Here is a 14,699-nt window from a genome sequence, read left to right on the forward strand (position 1 = left end):
GCAGGGGACAGGCATCCCTTGCGCGGTTACGTCAACATGCACCCTGCTCGGGCACAATCCATCAAGTTCGTCCGGAAAGACGCCCACACGGGCTCGATCGGTGAGGAACCCATCGTAACTGCAGGTTCTCGTTACCTGGATGCGGGCATCACAATTGTCACGCGCGTGCCGGCACGCCCGCCCTCGGCATGAACCCGCGCGCGGATGCTTCGCGCGAGGCCTTGCAGAATACGGCCGCCAGTTCCCCGAAGCGGCTCAGTTGCGCCGGTGCCATTGTCCGTTACCGTGCACGACCAGCGACCTTCGCGGTTGCACACCTCGATCCGGATTAATCCGCCGCTCTTGTTCGGAAAGGCGTGCTTGGCAGCGTTGGTGACCAGTTCCGTTAGCATGAGCCCCAGCCGATGACATTGCGGCGCAGGAAGTACGCCGCTCTCGACCGCCGCCTCGCAGCGAATCCCGGCTGGCTCCAGCACTGCCTCCGACAATGCCCGGCACACCGCTCCGAAAAACTCGCCAGCGGAGACGGTCATAACTTCGGCATCGCTCGACAGGAGATTATAGAGCCTGCCGAAGGCAACGACACGCCGCTCGAATCGATCGACCGCCACCGAAAGGTCTTCCGACTTTCGTCGCAAGAAATCCCGACGGAGCGACACCCCCAGCAGGGTCAGCGTGTTCTTCATCCGGTGATGGCTTTCACGGAGCACAAGTTCCCAGTCGCTGTCCTGCGCATCGTGCTCAAGCGCGTCAACGAAGTCGTCGCCTGGTCTTGCGTCAGTATCGAGCATCGTAACCTTCCGATCGGACGTTGCCTTCAAACCGCTGCCAATAGTGCTTCAGATACACGATTTTGGCTTGTTAAACGTTGCGAGATTCTGTTATCGGCCTTGCTCGACAGCGACGTGCAGGCGCTTTGCGCCAAGCGCCTTTGGCGTTGGGCTCGGGCGCCTCGAAATCTTCCTAAGCGCCTGCTATCGAGCAACAATACGTCGCCAACGAGCGGCTGGAAGCGGCAGGCCGGCGCATGGCCACACTGCACCCAGCCGGTTTACTCGTAGGTTCGTTCTGGTAAATCAGGGCCGCAATATCCGGACCTCCATTGGACGAGTAACGGCGCGTGTCGGACGACGACAATCATGACTCGGCCACCTTTGGACCATTTCGGCTGCTTCCGAAGGCCAGGCTGTTGGAGAAAGATGGCGCTCCGGTGCACATCGGAGGCCGCGCCCTCGACATTCTGATCTGCCTCGCCGAGCGCCCGGGCGAGGTCATCGACAAGCGAGAACTGGTTAAGCGGGTCTGGGCCGATCTGAATGTGGACGAGGGAAGCCTCCGCTTTCACATCACGGCCCTGCGCAAGGCCATCGGCGACGGGGCCGAGGGGCCCGCCCGGTACATCGTCAACGTTCCCGGGCGCGGCTATTGTTTTGCCGCACCCCTTGCGTCGGCGCCACCATCGAGCCCGCCGCCTCGGGGCGCCACGACACCTTCTCGCTATCTGCCCGCTCCACCCGCGAAGATGGTCGGCCGAGCCGATGCGATCGAAAGGATTTCGACCGACCTCTCACTCCATCGCTTTGTCACGATCGTTGGCCCCGGTGGCATCGGCAAGACCTCGGTTGCGCTTGCCGTGGCGCATCGGCAACTGCTCGCTTTCGGTGGCGAGGTTTACTTCGTTGATTTCGGTGCGCTCAGGGATCCCGCGCTTGTCCCGGGGACGATCGCATCAGCGCTTGGACTAACCGTCAGTGCGGAGGATCCGGTTCCCGGCCTGCTCACCTTCCTGCGCGCCCACGGCTTGCTCCTCGTCTTCGATAGCTGCGAGCATATGGTTGACGCACTGGCGCCGCTCGCCGAACGCATGGTTCGCGAGGCGCCAAAGCTGCACGTTCTCGCGACCAGCCGCGAATCCTTTCGCGCCGAAGGCGAACGTGTCTATCGGCTGTTTCCGCTGGACTGCCCGCCGCAACGGGAGGGTCTTGGCGTTGCGGATGTGCTTGCCTATCCCGCAGCTCAGCTCTTCATCGAACGCATCAGCGAGAATCTGAGCGGATTTGAGCTCGGCGAACACGAAGCGCCGCTGGTTGCCGAGATATGCAGGCGCCTGGACGGCATTGCGCTTGCGATCGAGCTTGCCGCCGGACGGGTCAACGCCTATGGCATCGCCGGCACCGCTTCGCTGCTCGATAGCCGCTTTTCCCTATTATGGCGCGGGCGACGCACAGCGATCCCAAGACATCAGACCCTGAGCGCGGCACTCGGCTGGAGCTACGACCTGCTGCCTGCGGTCGAGAGCGCCACATTACGCCGACTGTCGGTATTCGTCGGCCCGTTCACGCTGGAGGCGGCGATCAAGGTGACATCCTACGACGGGATCAGCGAAGCCGAGGCCGTCGAGGCGATCTCGAACCTGCTCTCAAAATCCCTCATCGCGACGTCTGCGGCCGGGCCGTCGTTGCGATATCGCCTGCTGGATACGACCCGCGCGTTCGCTGCGGATAAGCTTGCCGGGAGTGGAGAATCCGATCAAGCTGCCCGCGCCCATGCAGAGTATTTTCGTGATCTCCTGAACAGCATCGCCATCAAGTCGGCCGGTCCGCAAAGCGGCGGCGGCTTCCTTCCCTATGCCGATCACCTTTCGAACGTGCGAGCCGCACTCGATTGGAGCTTTTCAGATCGCGGCGACCGCACGATCGGCATGGATTTGGCCGCCTCGGCGGCGCAGTTCTTCATCGAGCTGTCATTGCTGACGGAGTGCTACAGCTGGACGAACCAGGCGCTGGCCGCCTCCGAGAAGCATGCGCTGGACAGCCGCCGGGAGATGCAGCTGCAGACCGCACTCGGCGTGTCCATCATGTTCACGCAGGGCAACACGGAGGCCGTCCACTCCGCTTTCACGCGAAGCCTGCACCTCGCCGAGGAGCTGAGTGATCTGCACTGGCAGCTATGGCTCCTGCGCGGGCTGCACATCTACCTGACCCGGATCGGAGATTTTCACGGCGCGCTTCGCACGGGCGAACAGGGAAAAGCCGTCGCGCGGAAGCTGAATGATCCCGCCAGCACGCTGAACGTGGAGTGGATGCTGGGCGTCGCGCATCATTTGATCGGCCATCAGGACAAAGCCGTCGGGCTCTGCGAGAGCGCGATGGTGCAGAACCCGGGCCTCCAACGGCTCAACATCGGTCATCTCGGCTATGACGACCGGATCGTCGCGCTGGTCGCACTTGCGCGCGGGCTCTGGCTCATCGGCCGGCCGGACCGCGCGATCGAGGTGGCAAGATACACCGTACGTGAGGCGGAACAGCTCGAACAGCCGTTGACGCTGGGCATCGCATTGATCTGGACGATCTATGTCTTTCTCTGGGTCGGCGACTGGGTCAGCGCCGAAAGTATGATCGAAAGGCTGGTCGATCATTCGGCGCGGCATTTCCTCGGCCCCTACCAGGCGGTCGGCGTCGGGCAGAAGGGAGAGCTGCTACTGCGCCGCGGGGATATCCCGGGCGGCCTCGATCATCTTCGCCGCAGCCAGGCGACGTTATACGCAACGCGCCACCGGATCATGACGACCGTATTCGCAACGGCGCAGGCGGAGGCCATGACCCTGGCCGGTCAACTCGCGGCGGCGCTGCGCGTGATCGACGAGGCGATCGTCCAGATCGGCAACCACGGCGAATCCTTCGATATGCCGGAGATGCTGCGGGTCAAGGGCGACATTCTGGCGCGCAGCGGCCGCTTTGCGGAGGCCGAGAGCTGCCTTGGCAAGTCGCTCGACCTGGCGCGCAGGCAGTGTGCCCTTGGCTGGGAGCTACGAGGCGCGCTGACGCTCGGACGCCATTGGCAGGACAGGGGCCGCGGCGAAGAAGCCCGCGCTCTGATCGAGCCGCTGTGTGCGCGGTACGAGGAAGGCTTCGAGAGCCTGGACATGGTTCGCGCGAGGGACTTTCTCGCTGGTCTAAACTGCTAGTGTCTTCAATAGGATAATGGACTCGCAAGTCCTAACAACTTCTAACAAGCCAAGCCGCCGATACCCCGTCATCCTGAAGTGCACGATCCCGGGCCCGACGAAGCATGGCACTTCTTGATGACGCGATTGAAGCCAGCGGCGGCTTGGCGCGATGGAACAAATTGAAGCGCTTCACGCTCCACCTCTCGATCGGAGGCACGCTGCTTTCCCGAACCGGGCAGATTGGTCAATTCAAGGACCTGATTGCGGAAGGCTCGATCTGGACGCAGTCCGTGCGATTTACCGGGATCACCGGCGGCAAGATGTCCGGCACGTTTCAGCCCGATGCGGTGACAATTGAAAGCCTCGACGGAGAGGTTCTGCGCACTTGGCGCAATCCGACGTCGGCATTTTCCAGTTACTCGAACGTTCAGCCCGGAGACGAACTGCATCTGGTCTTTCTATGCGGCTTCGCAATCTGGAACTATCTGACCACTCCGTTTCTTCTTGCCCGTTCTGATGTCGAGGTCGAGGAACTACCGCCGCGAGCGGGCAACGCCGAGCCTTGGCGGCGCCTGCGGGCGCGTTTCCCGCCTGATATCGTCACCCACTGTCCCGAGCAGATCTTCTACTTCGACGACAAGGCTCTGCAGCGACGGACCGATCACGATTTCCTGGCAACGCGGATTGCCCATTATTCGTGGGCACACCAGGCATTCTGCGGCATCGTCGTGCCGACACTTCGGCGGTCGATGGTCCTCGGCGCCGATGGAGCACTCGTCCCAAGACCCGTCCTCGACGTCGAGATCTTTGACGCGATGTTTGAATAGGAGCGAGCTTCTCCGGGCATTTTGCGCAATGCTCCAAGATCCTCTTTCGTACAAATACCAGGAGAAACGAATGTCCGACCAGGTCAATGCCAATCGGCGGCGCTTCCTCCGTAATGTCGCCATGACGGCGGCCGCCGCCTCGTTCGCGATCAACACGCCTGACAAGACGCAAGCAGCGCAGCAAAAGACGTTGGACACAACCAACTTCAAGGTCGGAACCAACACGAGATTCGCATCGCTGAAGCAGATTGACGCAGGGCTTCTGAACGTGGGCTATGCCGAGGCGGGCCCCGCCGACGGAGAACCCGTTATCCTGCTGCATGGCTGGCCGTACGACATCTACAGCTTCGTCGATGTTGCTCCCCTGCTCGCCGCGGCCGGATATCGCGTCATCGTGCCGTATCTGCGCGGTTACGGCACAACGCGCTTCCTCTCCGACGCGACGTTCCGCAACGGCCAGCCTTCAGCCATCGCCGTCGACATCATCGCGCTGATGGACGCGCTCAAGATCGAAAAGGCAACGGTTGCCGGCTTCGATTGGGGCGCTCGTACCGCCAACATCATGGCAGCCCTATGGCCGCAGCGCTGCAGGGCAATGGTCTCGGTGAGCGGCTATCTGATCGGCAACCAGGCTGCGGGGAAGGCTCCATTGTCGCCGAAGGCCGAGCTGCAATGGTGGTATCAATTCTACTTCGCGACCGAACGCGGCCGCGCCGGCTACGACAAATATCGGCATGATTTCTCGAGGCTGATCTGGCAGCTCGCTTCACCGAAATGGAATTTTGACGACGCCACCTTTGACCGCAGCGCGAAGGCGCTCGACAATCCGGATCACGTCGAGATCGTGATCCATAACTACCGCTGGCGGCTTGGCCTTGCCGAGGGCGAAGCGAAATACGACGAGCTGGAGCAGCGGCTCGCCCAAAGCCCGGTGATTACCACCCCGACCATCACCATGGAGGGCGACGCCAATGGCGCGCCGCATCCGGAGCCTGCCGCCTATGCAAAGAAGTTCTCGGGAAAATACTCGCACCGAACCATCAACGGCGGCATTGGGCACAATCTGCCGCAGGAAGCGCCCCAGGCGTTCGCCGAAGCGATCGTCGATGTCATAGCCGAAGCTGATCGGCGCTGAGACAACCGGATGCGCACGGCGTCTTCAGTAGCTCCTTGACGTCGACCAGTGGGATCCGCGGTCATACTGTCCGGCGGTATTGACGACGAGGTGTTGCTGCCCCTGACAGGCCAGGCGATTGGTGTCCATTGGACAATGCGACGGGCCGCGCGCCGCGGCGAAGAAGACAGAGATGGCAATCGCGATTCCGCAATTCCGGGCGAATGCAACCACGCAGAGCGACACCATCCTGCTTCTGGCCATCCCGCGGGACTGCACAGTCGTATACCGACACGCTGTGTCAATGTCGGCGGCGATGGCAGCAATGAGTGCGGCTACCGGTTTGTCTATCATGTCCATCACCTTCCTCCAAAAAATTCTGCTCACTTCACGTTTTGATACTCCTGCTTCCACCGGGCCGGTGACATACCGGTGAAGCGCTTGAACACGGTCGAGAAATGTGCCTGCGCATTGAATCCGACCGAGAACGCGACCTCCACAAGGGGCATGGTGGTCTGCAGCATCGCCGCCTTGGCGTGCTCGACGCGCTTGAGAAGCAGGTACTCATGCGGCCGGAAGCCCGTCGCGGCGCGGAACTGGGCGGCAAAATGCATCTTTGAGAGCCCGGCCACGGCAGCCATGTCGCCCAGGCTGATGGGCCTGTGGATGTTGGCCGAGAGATACTGCTCGAGCCTCTTCATTCGCCATTTCGGCAGCTCGCTGCAGCGTCTTGCGTTCTCTGGACGCGCCATCGCGCGCATCACGATCGCCTTGCCGACGCTTTCAACATAGTGACGGCGGCATGGCTCGCTCGAGCCGTTAAGCAGCGACCGGCTTAGCGCTTCCACGAGCGGGTCGCGCAACAACGGCACCGCGGTGGCGAGACTATCCCTGCTGGCGAGCCCAGCCTCGTCGAGAAAGTTGTTGTCGACATGGAGATGAAGAAAATCGAACGGCGGTACGAATTGAGCCCTCAGGTGTTGACCGGGTGCACTGATATGGATCGTCCCCGGAGCCATCGATCCCTCGAACAACAGTCGTGAATCGGCCGAGAGCGAAAGCCGTGAGGCCTTGAGCGCCACGGTTATGATATGACACCATTCGGGCGTGATCGCCTGTTCATTCCTCAGACCACCGACAACCGTCGCCCAGCGCGACACCGTGATGTCTGGCGCAATCCTGCGATCGGCTGCGATCGCCTTCGGCTCTCGCCAGCGAACTTCTTCGAAAATGCCTGCTTCGTCATCGAGACCGCGGACCTGACCTCGAGCAAGACCGTCGGATGGGTCGGACTGGCGCCGGCGATTGGCCAAGGCTGCACCATGATCAACGAACCAAGACATCGTGTCGGTCATATCCAGTTCCTCCAGCGACGATCTCCGGCGGAAATTCCTGCGTTGGCGGCAGATGGGAACGTGCCGACGCTCGCGATCGTAGCGAGGGATCGTCCGGTGACGAGTGAAGAGATGTTAAATGAGGTTAGTTCCGTGAGGGCGCGCGTCAGCCGGCCGCGTATGGCATTGAAATACCAAAACAAAGGCCGCTTCAGCGAGCTGGGGTCAGAGTTCGGCGGGAAGCAACTCTGGACTGGCTGTTTAACGCGTGTGAAGCGACCACTTCAGAGCGACCGGCGAGCCGCCGGCGATCTCGACCTCTCGCCCCCCGCCCACCGGTGGCCCTTTAACACGGCTCCTCGGGCGGAAATCAGTGCTGCTTGAGCCCGAGCGCGCGCGGGACGCAGGCCGGATCCCTCGTCGGCTCAGATAGAGCCGACAAGGAGCAACTGAGCCTTGGCGAGACGATCCACAAGTTCACCGGGAACCCGATACGTTTCCAGCAACTGTGCAATCGGATGGAACCCAATCAGCGTCTTGCCTTGATCATCTTCACGAATCAAGACGCGCAGCGGAAGATCCAGCGCCGCTCTCGGCGCCGCCTGCATGACCGGAGTGCCGCCCTTCGCATTGCCATAGATCAATACGATCGCGGGCGGCATGGTTATGCCAACTGCCTTGGCACCGGCAGCATGGTCAATCCTCGCGAACACGGTCATGCCGACTTTCTCGATCGTCGTCACCAGATGATCCACCGTTTCAGCAAAGCCGAGACTGCTCCTGTGTTCGACGTAGCTGCTTTCTTGCGCGTTCATGTCGTGCCTCTCCTGTTCACGTATCACCATCGACCGGTTATGTCCTCAACGGGACGGCAGCTAGCGCGCGCTAGGCACGCGTGTCTTACATGAGGCGGGCGCATTTCCACAATCGCAGACAAGCCGGAGCTCCGCCGTCCGTGTGAGCTTTGTGATGCCAACGCCGCACGACAGCTCTCCGAGTAACCCGTCCGCGGTGTGGCGTGCGATTTTGATAAACTCATGCGCCGATGAAAGAAGGCGAAACGCCCCGCCATCTAACCTTCGAGATCCAGGATCGAGATAAGAGGAAGTCCAGCGAGCCGTGCCGGGGCGCCCTCAGGCCACGTTGGGCTGCCTCACCGCGCCCGTCTCGAGCCCCCGCGTGAAGCATCTCCCACGGCGCGAGCAGCAAGAGCCATGCCCAGCATCATCACCAGGGACGGCGTCGAGATCTTCTACAAGGACTGGGGATCCGGGCAGCCGATCGTGTTCAGCCACGGCTGGCCGTTGTCCTCGGATGATTGGGATGTGCAGATGCTGTTTTTTCTCGCTCACGGCTATCGCGTCATCGCCCATGACCGCCGCGGCCACGGCCGCTCGACCCAGGTCGCCGACGGCCACGACATGGATCACTATGCCGACGACCTTGCCGCGCTCACAGCCCACCTCGATTTGAAGGACGCTATCCATGTCGGCCATTCCACCGGCGGCGGCGAGGTCGTTCGCTATCTGGCGCGGCATGGCGAGGGGCGGACAAGCAGGGCCGCGATCATCTCGGCGGTGCCGCCGCTGATGATGAAGACCCCCGCCAATCCAGGTGGCCTGCCGAAGAGCGTCTTCGACGGCCTTCAGGCGCAGCTCGCCGCCGAGCGTTCGCAATTCTACCGCGATCTCGCGGCCGGACCGTTCTATGGCTACAACCGGCCGGGCGCAAAGCCATCGGAAGCCGTCATCCAAAGCTGGTGGCGGCAGGGTATGATGGGTGGTGCGAAAGCGCATTATGACGGGATCGTTGCATTCTCGCAGACCGACTTCACTTCGGATCTAAAAAAGATCTCCCTGCCCGTCCTGGTGATGCATGGCGACGACGATCAGATCGTACCATACGCCGACTCGGCGCTTCTGTCGGCCAAGCTTCTGAAGAACGGGTTGCTCAAGACCTACAAGGGCTTTCCGCACGGCATGCCGACCACGGAAGCGGCCGTCATCAATGCCGATCTGCTGGCGTTCTTCAGACCATGAGATCACGGCGCCAGTTGCGCAAGCAGCGCTTTTGCCGTCTTGGTGTCGGCGGTTGCAAAGCCCTCGGTGAGCTTGCCGTAAACCGGCGCGAGAACCTCGTACGCGTCGGCGCAACGATCCTGCTCCATCCTCAAACGCGCCAGAGCCATACCGTTCCGCAATTCCCAGAATAGTGCCCCCTGACCGCGCGCCAGTTCAATCGCGCTGGTAAAGCATTGTTCGGCAGTCGAAGTTGACCGGTACTCGCTTCCGCGCAGCAGCAACTCGCCTTTGATCCGCAGCAGCTCTGCCTGGTACCATCGTTCGTCCCTCGCCTCGCAGCGGGCGAGCGCTTCATCCACGGTCGCAAGCCCCTGCGCAACCTCACCGATGAGCCCGAGGGACGCCGCCAGCTCGCCGAGTGGCAGCAAGAAGCGCGGCAGGAATCTGGCGTCACCTGCCGCCTCCAGCTCGCTGCGAAGGATCTTTAGCCCGCCGGCGACATCCCCACGCTTTGCCAACACCATCCCGTTGAACACGCGCGCCCACAGATTCCAAAGCCGGATCGGATGCCGTTCCGTGTGATCGAGCAACGTCGCACAGTAGCGTTCCGCGGCATCGAGATCGCCGCTGAAGAACGCGATCGGGCACGCCGCTTGGCCGAGAACACTGCAAAACGTCAGCGCATGCCCGGCGGCGCGCCCCTCCTCGATATTCCGCGCGACGACGTTTAGCGCCTGATCGATCGACCCGGAAAGCCAAAGGATACGCGCCTGGAAGTAATGTGCAGAGACCCGCAGATCGAAGCGGAAGCGGACGATCTGTGGCTTCGGCGTCAAATCGGCCAGGCGCGACAACGTGCGTTCGATGTGGTGACGGGCGCCGGTCTGGTCGCCCAGGAAGTGCAACGTCGTCGCGAGAAGGCGATCGGCCATCATGAGGTCGATCGTCTGATCGCCGTCTGCCACAACCTCTGCAAAGCGGTTCGCAAATTCGAGCGCTTTGCGAAACTCTCCATTGTTGAACTGGTCGATGCAGAGGCCCCAGAGCCCGCGCAGCCGATAGTCGCGGTCGTCGAGGTCTTCCGCGAGACGCAAGGTGGTCGACCACGCGGGCCCAGCTTCCCGGGCACGGCCCACGCCGTACATAAGCGACCAGGCGAGTGCCGCCGAGAGCTGCATCCGGACCCTCGCCGCATCGCTGGCGCTCTCGTCGAGCCTTGTGAGCGCCAATTGGGTCCGCTCCCGGCATTCGCCGAGCAGGGAAAGCTGGACCCAAAGCGGGACCGCCACAGCCGTCAAGGCGACTCCGATACTGGCGTCTCCGTCGGGCGAGAATGCCCAATCCAGGCTCGCGCGCACACTGTCGATATGCCGTCCGTAGTCGGCGAGCCATTCTGTTTGCGATCTCAGCTCGCTTTCAGCCTCCGCGTGCATGAAGAATGCGCGGTAATATTCCGCATGACGCCGTGCCGCCGGATTGAACTCTCCGCAGCCGCGAAGCTTTTCCATCGCGTAGGCACGCGTTGTGTCGAGCAACCGGTAGTGCGGACGGTGGCCCCGAATGTCGGCAGCAACCAGCGACTTGGCGACGAGATTGGCCAGATGATCGGTCACCTCGTACGCGACTTCCTCCCCGACGACGGCAATCGCGGCTTCGAGAAGGAAATCGCCCGCGAAAATGCCGAGGTGACGCAACACCCGCGCTTCGGTCTCCGGCAGCAGATCATAACTCCAATCAAGCGCCGCGCGGAGCGTCTGGTGCCGTGGCAGCGCGGTCCTCCGGCCCGTGGTGAGAAACTTGAAGCGGTCGTCAAGCAGCGCAGCGATCCTCGCAGGTCCGAGCAATGCCGCACGCGCGGCGGCAAATTCGATTGCCAAAGGAATCCCGTCGAGCCGCCGGCAAATCGAGACGATCGCGTTGAGATTTTCCTCGCTCAGCTGGAAGTCCGCGCCCAGGGCCTTCGCCCTTGCCATGAACAACTGAACCGCGGTGTGTTCGAAAATCACCTCCGCTTCGACGCGCCCCGCGGGCGGCACGCTAAGCGGAAGGACGCGATAGACTTGCTCGCCGACAATGCGAAGCGGCTCGCGGCTTGTCACCAGAAAGGAGATCCCAGGACAGCGGCTCACGATGGTTTCGGTGAGCTCCGCCACGGCATCGACGAGATGCTCACAATTGTCGAGAAAGATCAGGAGTTGTCTCGTCCCGATCGCGCGCGCGATGGCCTCGGGCGAGATCTCTTCGCCCTCGAGCTTGATCCCCATGACGCTGGCAAGGACGGACGGTACCAGCGTCGGGTTCGACAGCGACGCCAACTCGACGAGCAAGCTCTCCGTCTGCTGGCTGGCCAACACCAATCTGGTCAGTTCAAGCCCAAGAGCCGTCTTGCCGATCCCGCCAGGACCCGCGAGCGTGACGACCCGATACGCCGACATCAGGTCTTGCACATAGGACATGGCGGAGTCCCGGCCGACAAGGGCATATGTCGCGGCGGGAACGTTCGTCGAGATCGCTCCGACCACCGCCTTCATCGGCTCGAGACCGGCCGATTGCGCCGACGCGCCGGCCTCGCGGATCTTCCACGTCCCCAACAGGCGATAGCCGCGACCAACCGTCGTGCTCAGCATTTCGCGATCGGAACCGAACGCCTTGCGGATCGCGGCGATGTGGACGCGAACCGCGCTCTCATCGACAAAGATTCCAGGCCAAACCTTCTCGATCAGCTTGTTTTTCGGTACCAGTTCGCCTTCTGCCTGGACCAGTTCGGCCACGATCTCAAACGCACGACCACCCAGGGGCACCGAGACCCCCATCGAGCGCAGCTCTCGTCGGGCGAGATCAATCTCCCACCCTGCGGACTCATATACGGGTCGTTGGCTGACTTCCTGAGCCATTCCGACCATCCCCCGAACTCTTAGGTATTTCCCTGTTCCCGATCCTAGCCCACCCACGAGGCCACAATATAGCTTCGGTCGGCTCAGACCTTCGCCGAATTTCTCTCCCATGGAATAACTACAGCGGGGCGCGTTGAGCACAGTCCGGAGGGTTGACGCAGGCATGAATGAGGCGGCGACACCCTGAAGCGCGATGCGCAGCCTTGTTGACTGCGTTCGCTCTGCAACTGGGCTACAGTGCAGGAGCTGGCCTGATCGTCGGTCACCTCGGGAGCCTGCATGTCTATAGCAATCTCGGTACTCGGCGGCGTAGGTCTCTTCCTGCTTGGCATGACCGTGATGACGGAAGGCCTGAAGGCGCTGGCAGGCTCCGCCCTGCGCACGGTGCTCAGCAGGGCAGCAGCGACGCCCCTGCACGGCTCCTTCTGGGGCGCTATCGTCACGCTTCTGGTGCAGTCCTCCAGTGCAACGACCATGACGACGATCGGTCTCGTCAGCGCGGGCTTGCTGACGTTCCAGCAAGGGTTGGGCCTCGTCTTCGGCGCGAACATCGGCACCACGGGGACCGGCTGGCTGGTCGCGCTCATCGGCGTCCGCGTCTCGCTCACGGCCGCGGCACTGCCGATGATCTTCGTTGGAGCGTTGACCAAGCTTCTGGCGCGCGGGCGAATATCCGGGATGGGAGCCGCTCTCGCCGGGTTCGGGCTTGTGCTTTTTGGGCTGACGACCTTGCAGCAGGGCATGGGCGGATTGGCCGAACAAGTACACCCGGCGGACCTGCCCGCCGTGCTCGCAGGTCCCGACGGGCGATGGTGGTCGGGCCTGTTCGGCGTCCTGGTGCTGGTCGTGACCGGGCTCGTGATGACCGCGGTGATGCAGTCGTCAACGGCCGCAGTTGCCGTCACGCTGTCTGCCTATCATGCGGGTGCGGTCGGACTGGATCAGGGCTGTGCCCTGATCATCGGCCAGAACATCGGAACAGCGACAAGTTCTGCCTTGGCCGCAATCGGCGCAAGCACGACCGCCAAGCGGCTGGCCATCGCTTATGTCCTTTTCAAGCTTATCGCCGCACTCATCGCGTTGGTGCTTTTTCCTGTCGTCATCCCCCTGCTCGTGGGCGCCTCGAACAACATCGATGGCGTCACGTTGCTGGCTGCGTATCACACCGCGTACAACGTCGTCGGCGTGGTGGTCCTGCTGCCGCTAATCGACTGGTTCACGCGGCTGGTCGAACGCATTTTGCCCGAGCGTGGCTCGCCGCTTACGCGGTGCCTTGATCCCTCGGCGCTTGCGACGCCGATTGTAGCAGTGGAAGCGGTGCGGCGAACCATCGCGCGCGCGCTCGCAACGGTATGCGGCTCGATCGAGACGGCGCTGGCCGGCCGCGCCGAACCAATCCGTTTGGGGAAGGACTCCGTATCGGTGCAGGACGCGGCCGACGCCTTGGGCCAGGCACAGATATTTCTGTCTGATGTGGCCGGACCGCCTGACACCGAAGAGGAGCAACGGCGCCTCACGAGCACACTGCACGCACTCGACCACGCATCGCGACTAACGGATGCGATGAATGGAGGCATCAAATTCGGTTCGGTGGGTGACGGACCGGAGGAAATCCGTGCCGGAGAGCTCTGCGCGGAGGCGATGCGAAGCGCAGCAGCGATCGCGCGCGGAGTGGCGGCACCGCCCCGCGCCGCTGGATCGCCGCAGGTCGTGCCGGCCTCACTTGGCCACGACGCCATGGCCGGTCCGCGCGCGATCTCGACTGACGAGGCGCTCGCCGAGCTCGAGCGGTGTGCGACGCAACTTGGCGAAATCCTGCGCACCCACCGCAGCACGACGCTCAACGCGGTCGCCAATGGAACGCTTACCGTCGAGGCAGCGCTCGTTCGCGCCGAAACGGTCCGAAGCCTCGAAGCACTGTCGCATCACGCTTGGCGCTCTGCGGCCCATCTTATCGGTCGCGGCTAGAGAGCATTACCGGCTCTGATTGAATCAGAACCGAAGCTCCGGATTCCTGTCTTGACGCGTTTGCTTCACGCAATCCGTATCCACCTCGGCCGAAAACGCCATGGCAGTCCCGGTCAAGGCCGCCAGAGCCGAGATGACGGCAGCGTCCATCAGAAGCTCCCTGGCGACAGCAGGAAGTGGTTTTGAAGCTGGGGTCATGCGACCTCGCCCCGCGAGCGGGGCGAGGTTGATGTTGATCAAGTCAAGTACCTTCGAACTTGAATGACACGTTTAGCTTGGCGCGATAGGACTCGACCTTGCCCTTGGCGTCCAGTTGCATATCGAGTTTGACAACTTCTGCGACACGAAGATCCCGGAGAGTTTTGGCGGCCTGCTCCACCGCATTGGCAGCGGCTCTTTCCCAGGAATCGCTGCTGGTACCGATCAGTTCAATGACCTTGTAGACGCTCTCAGGCATGTCGTCCTCCCGTTCGGTATGAAACAGGGAGCAGGTACTCCCTGACGCCATCAACCTAGCACCTGAATATCGGCGCTGAAAGGACGCGGCGTGGTAGCGGACTGCACCGCCAGCGCCAAAAGCGATAAGGGGCGC

At 62.3% G+C, this 14,699-nt stretch carries 11 protein-coding genes; 5 read left to right on the forward strand and 6 right to left on the reverse strand.

All coding sequences use genetic code 11. The features are described 5' to 3' along the window. Positions 1 to 131: 131 nt before the first annotated feature. Complete coding sequence (locus JQ553_RS05900) at positions 132 to 791, reverse strand: sensor histidine kinase (protein WP_212498976.1); 660 nt, start codon at positions 789 to 791, stop codon at positions 132 to 134. A gap of 329 nt (positions 792 to 1,120) precedes the next feature. On the opposite strand from JQ553_RS05900, the gene JQ553_RS05905 reads away from it, so the two are divergent. The 3 genes from JQ553_RS05905 to JQ553_RS05915 all read left to right on the forward strand — a co-directional run bounded on the left by JQ553_RS05905 (position 1,121) and on the right by JQ553_RS05915 (position 5,911). Continuing rightward, positions 1,121 to 3,967 carry a winged helix-turn-helix domain-containing protein gene (locus tag JQ553_RS05905; protein ID WP_212498977.1) on the forward strand — a complete coding sequence of 949 codons (2,847 nt, stop codon included), beginning with the start codon at positions 1,121 to 1,123 and terminating at the stop codon, positions 3,965 to 3,967. Positions 3,968 to 4,071: 104 nt separating this feature from the next. Then, a complete protein-coding gene (locus tag JQ553_RS05910; RefSeq protein WP_212498978.1) occupies positions 4,072 to 4,776 on the forward strand; it encodes a hypothetical protein in 705 nt (234 codons plus the stop codon). A gap of 70 nt (positions 4,777 to 4,846) precedes the next feature. Beyond that, positions 4,847 to 5,911, forward strand: coding sequence for an alpha/beta fold hydrolase (locus JQ553_RS05915; RefSeq protein WP_212498979.1), 1,065 nt, complete (start codon positions 4,847 to 4,849; stop codon positions 5,909 to 5,911). Positions 5,912 to 6,273: 362 nt separating this feature from the next. Here JQ553_RS05915 and JQ553_RS05920 read toward each other — a convergent pair whose 3' ends face one another. Further along, positions 6,274 to 7,245 carry a helix-turn-helix domain-containing protein gene (locus JQ553_RS05920; protein WP_212498980.1) on the reverse strand — a complete coding sequence of 324 codons (972 nt, stop codon included), beginning with the start codon at positions 7,243 to 7,245 and terminating at the stop codon, positions 6,274 to 6,276. 404 nt (positions 7,246 to 7,649) lie between these two features. Next, the gene (locus JQ553_RS05925; RefSeq protein WP_249144002.1) at positions 7,650 to 8,039 is read right to left on the reverse strand and encodes a DUF302 domain-containing protein; all 390 of its coding nucleotides are present in this window, start codon (positions 8,037 to 8,039) and stop codon (positions 7,650 to 7,652) included. A gap of 399 nt (positions 8,040 to 8,438) precedes the next feature. On the opposite strand from JQ553_RS05925, the gene JQ553_RS05930 reads away from it, so the two are divergent. Then, positions 8,439 to 9,263 (forward strand): alpha/beta fold hydrolase, encoded by an 825-nt coding sequence (locus JQ553_RS05930; protein ID WP_212498982.1) that lies wholly within the window; start codon positions 8,439 to 8,441, stop codon positions 9,261 to 9,263. 2 nt (positions 9,264 to 9,265) lie between these two features. Here the strand turns inward: JQ553_RS05930 and JQ553_RS05935 are convergent, their stop codons facing one another. Continuing rightward, positions 9,266 to 12,139 carry a winged helix-turn-helix domain-containing protein gene (locus JQ553_RS05935; protein WP_249144003.1) on the reverse strand — a complete coding sequence of 958 codons (2,874 nt, stop codon included), beginning with the start codon at positions 12,137 to 12,139 and terminating at the stop codon, positions 9,266 to 9,268. 279 nt (positions 12,140 to 12,418) lie between these two features. Between JQ553_RS05935 and JQ553_RS05940 the strand changes: the two genes are divergently transcribed. Then, on the forward strand, positions 12,419 to 14,107 hold the full coding sequence (locus tag JQ553_RS05940) for a Na/Pi cotransporter family protein (protein ID WP_212498983.1): 1,689 nt from the start codon (positions 12,419 to 12,421) through the stop codon (positions 14,105 to 14,107). A gap of 24 nt (positions 14,108 to 14,131) precedes the next feature. Here JQ553_RS05940 and JQ553_RS34855 read toward each other — a convergent pair whose 3' ends face one another. Both JQ553_RS34855 and JQ553_RS05945 read right to left on the reverse strand, forming a co-directional pair. Further along, complete coding sequence (locus JQ553_RS34855; protein WP_283817226.1) at positions 14,132 to 14,257, reverse strand: hypothetical protein; 126 nt, start codon at positions 14,255 to 14,257, stop codon at positions 14,132 to 14,134. A gap of 91 nt (positions 14,258 to 14,348) precedes the next feature. Continuing rightward, a complete protein-coding gene (locus JQ553_RS05945; protein WP_212498984.1) occupies positions 14,349 to 14,564 on the reverse strand; it encodes a dodecin family protein in 216 nt (71 codons plus the stop codon). Positions 14,565 to 14,699 lie beyond the last annotated feature (135 nt).

The sequence above is a fragment of the Bradyrhizobium lablabi genome (assembly GCF_018131005.1).
GTDB lineage: Bacteria > Pseudomonadota > Alphaproteobacteria > Rhizobiales > Xanthobacteraceae > Bradyrhizobium > Bradyrhizobium lablabi_D.

Excerpts from the sequence above, each read along its gene's own strand:
- JQ553_RS05935 (WP_249144003.1), bottom strand. The coding sequence starts at position 12,139 with ATGGCTCAGGAAGTCAGCCAACGACCCGTATATGAGTCCGCAGGGTGG.
- JQ553_RS05940 (WP_212498983.1), top strand. The coding sequence starts at position 12,419 with ATGTCTATAGCAATCTCGGTACTCGGCGGCGTAGGTCTCTTCCTGCTT.
- JQ553_RS05900 (WP_212498976.1), bottom strand. The coding sequence starts at position 791 with ATGCTCGATACTGACGCAAGACCAGGCGACGACTTCGTTGACGCGCTT.
- JQ553_RS05925 (WP_249144002.1), bottom strand. The coding sequence starts at position 8,039 with ATGAACGCGCAAGAAAGCAGCTACGTCGAACACAGGAGCAGTCTCGGC.
- JQ553_RS05915 (WP_212498979.1), top strand. The coding sequence starts at position 4,847 with ATGTCCGACCAGGTCAATGCCAATCGGCGGCGCTTCCTCCGTAATGTC.
- JQ553_RS05930 (WP_212498982.1), top strand. The coding sequence starts at position 8,439 with ATGCCCAGCATCATCACCAGGGACGGCGTCGAGATCTTCTACAAGGAC.
- JQ553_RS05920 (WP_212498980.1), bottom strand. The coding sequence starts at position 7,245 with ATGACCGACACGATGTCTTGGTTCGTTGATCATGGTGCAGCCTTGGCC.
- JQ553_RS34855 (WP_283817226.1), bottom strand. The coding sequence starts at position 14,257 with ATGGACGCTGCCGTCATCTCGGCTCTGGCGGCCTTGACCGGGACTGCC.
- JQ553_RS05910 (WP_212498978.1), top strand. The coding sequence starts at position 4,072 with ATGGCACTTCTTGATGACGCGATTGAAGCCAGCGGCGGCTTGGCGCGA.
- JQ553_RS05945 (WP_212498984.1), bottom strand. The coding sequence starts at position 14,564 with ATGCCTGAGAGCGTCTACAAGGTCATTGAACTGATCGGTACCAGCAGC.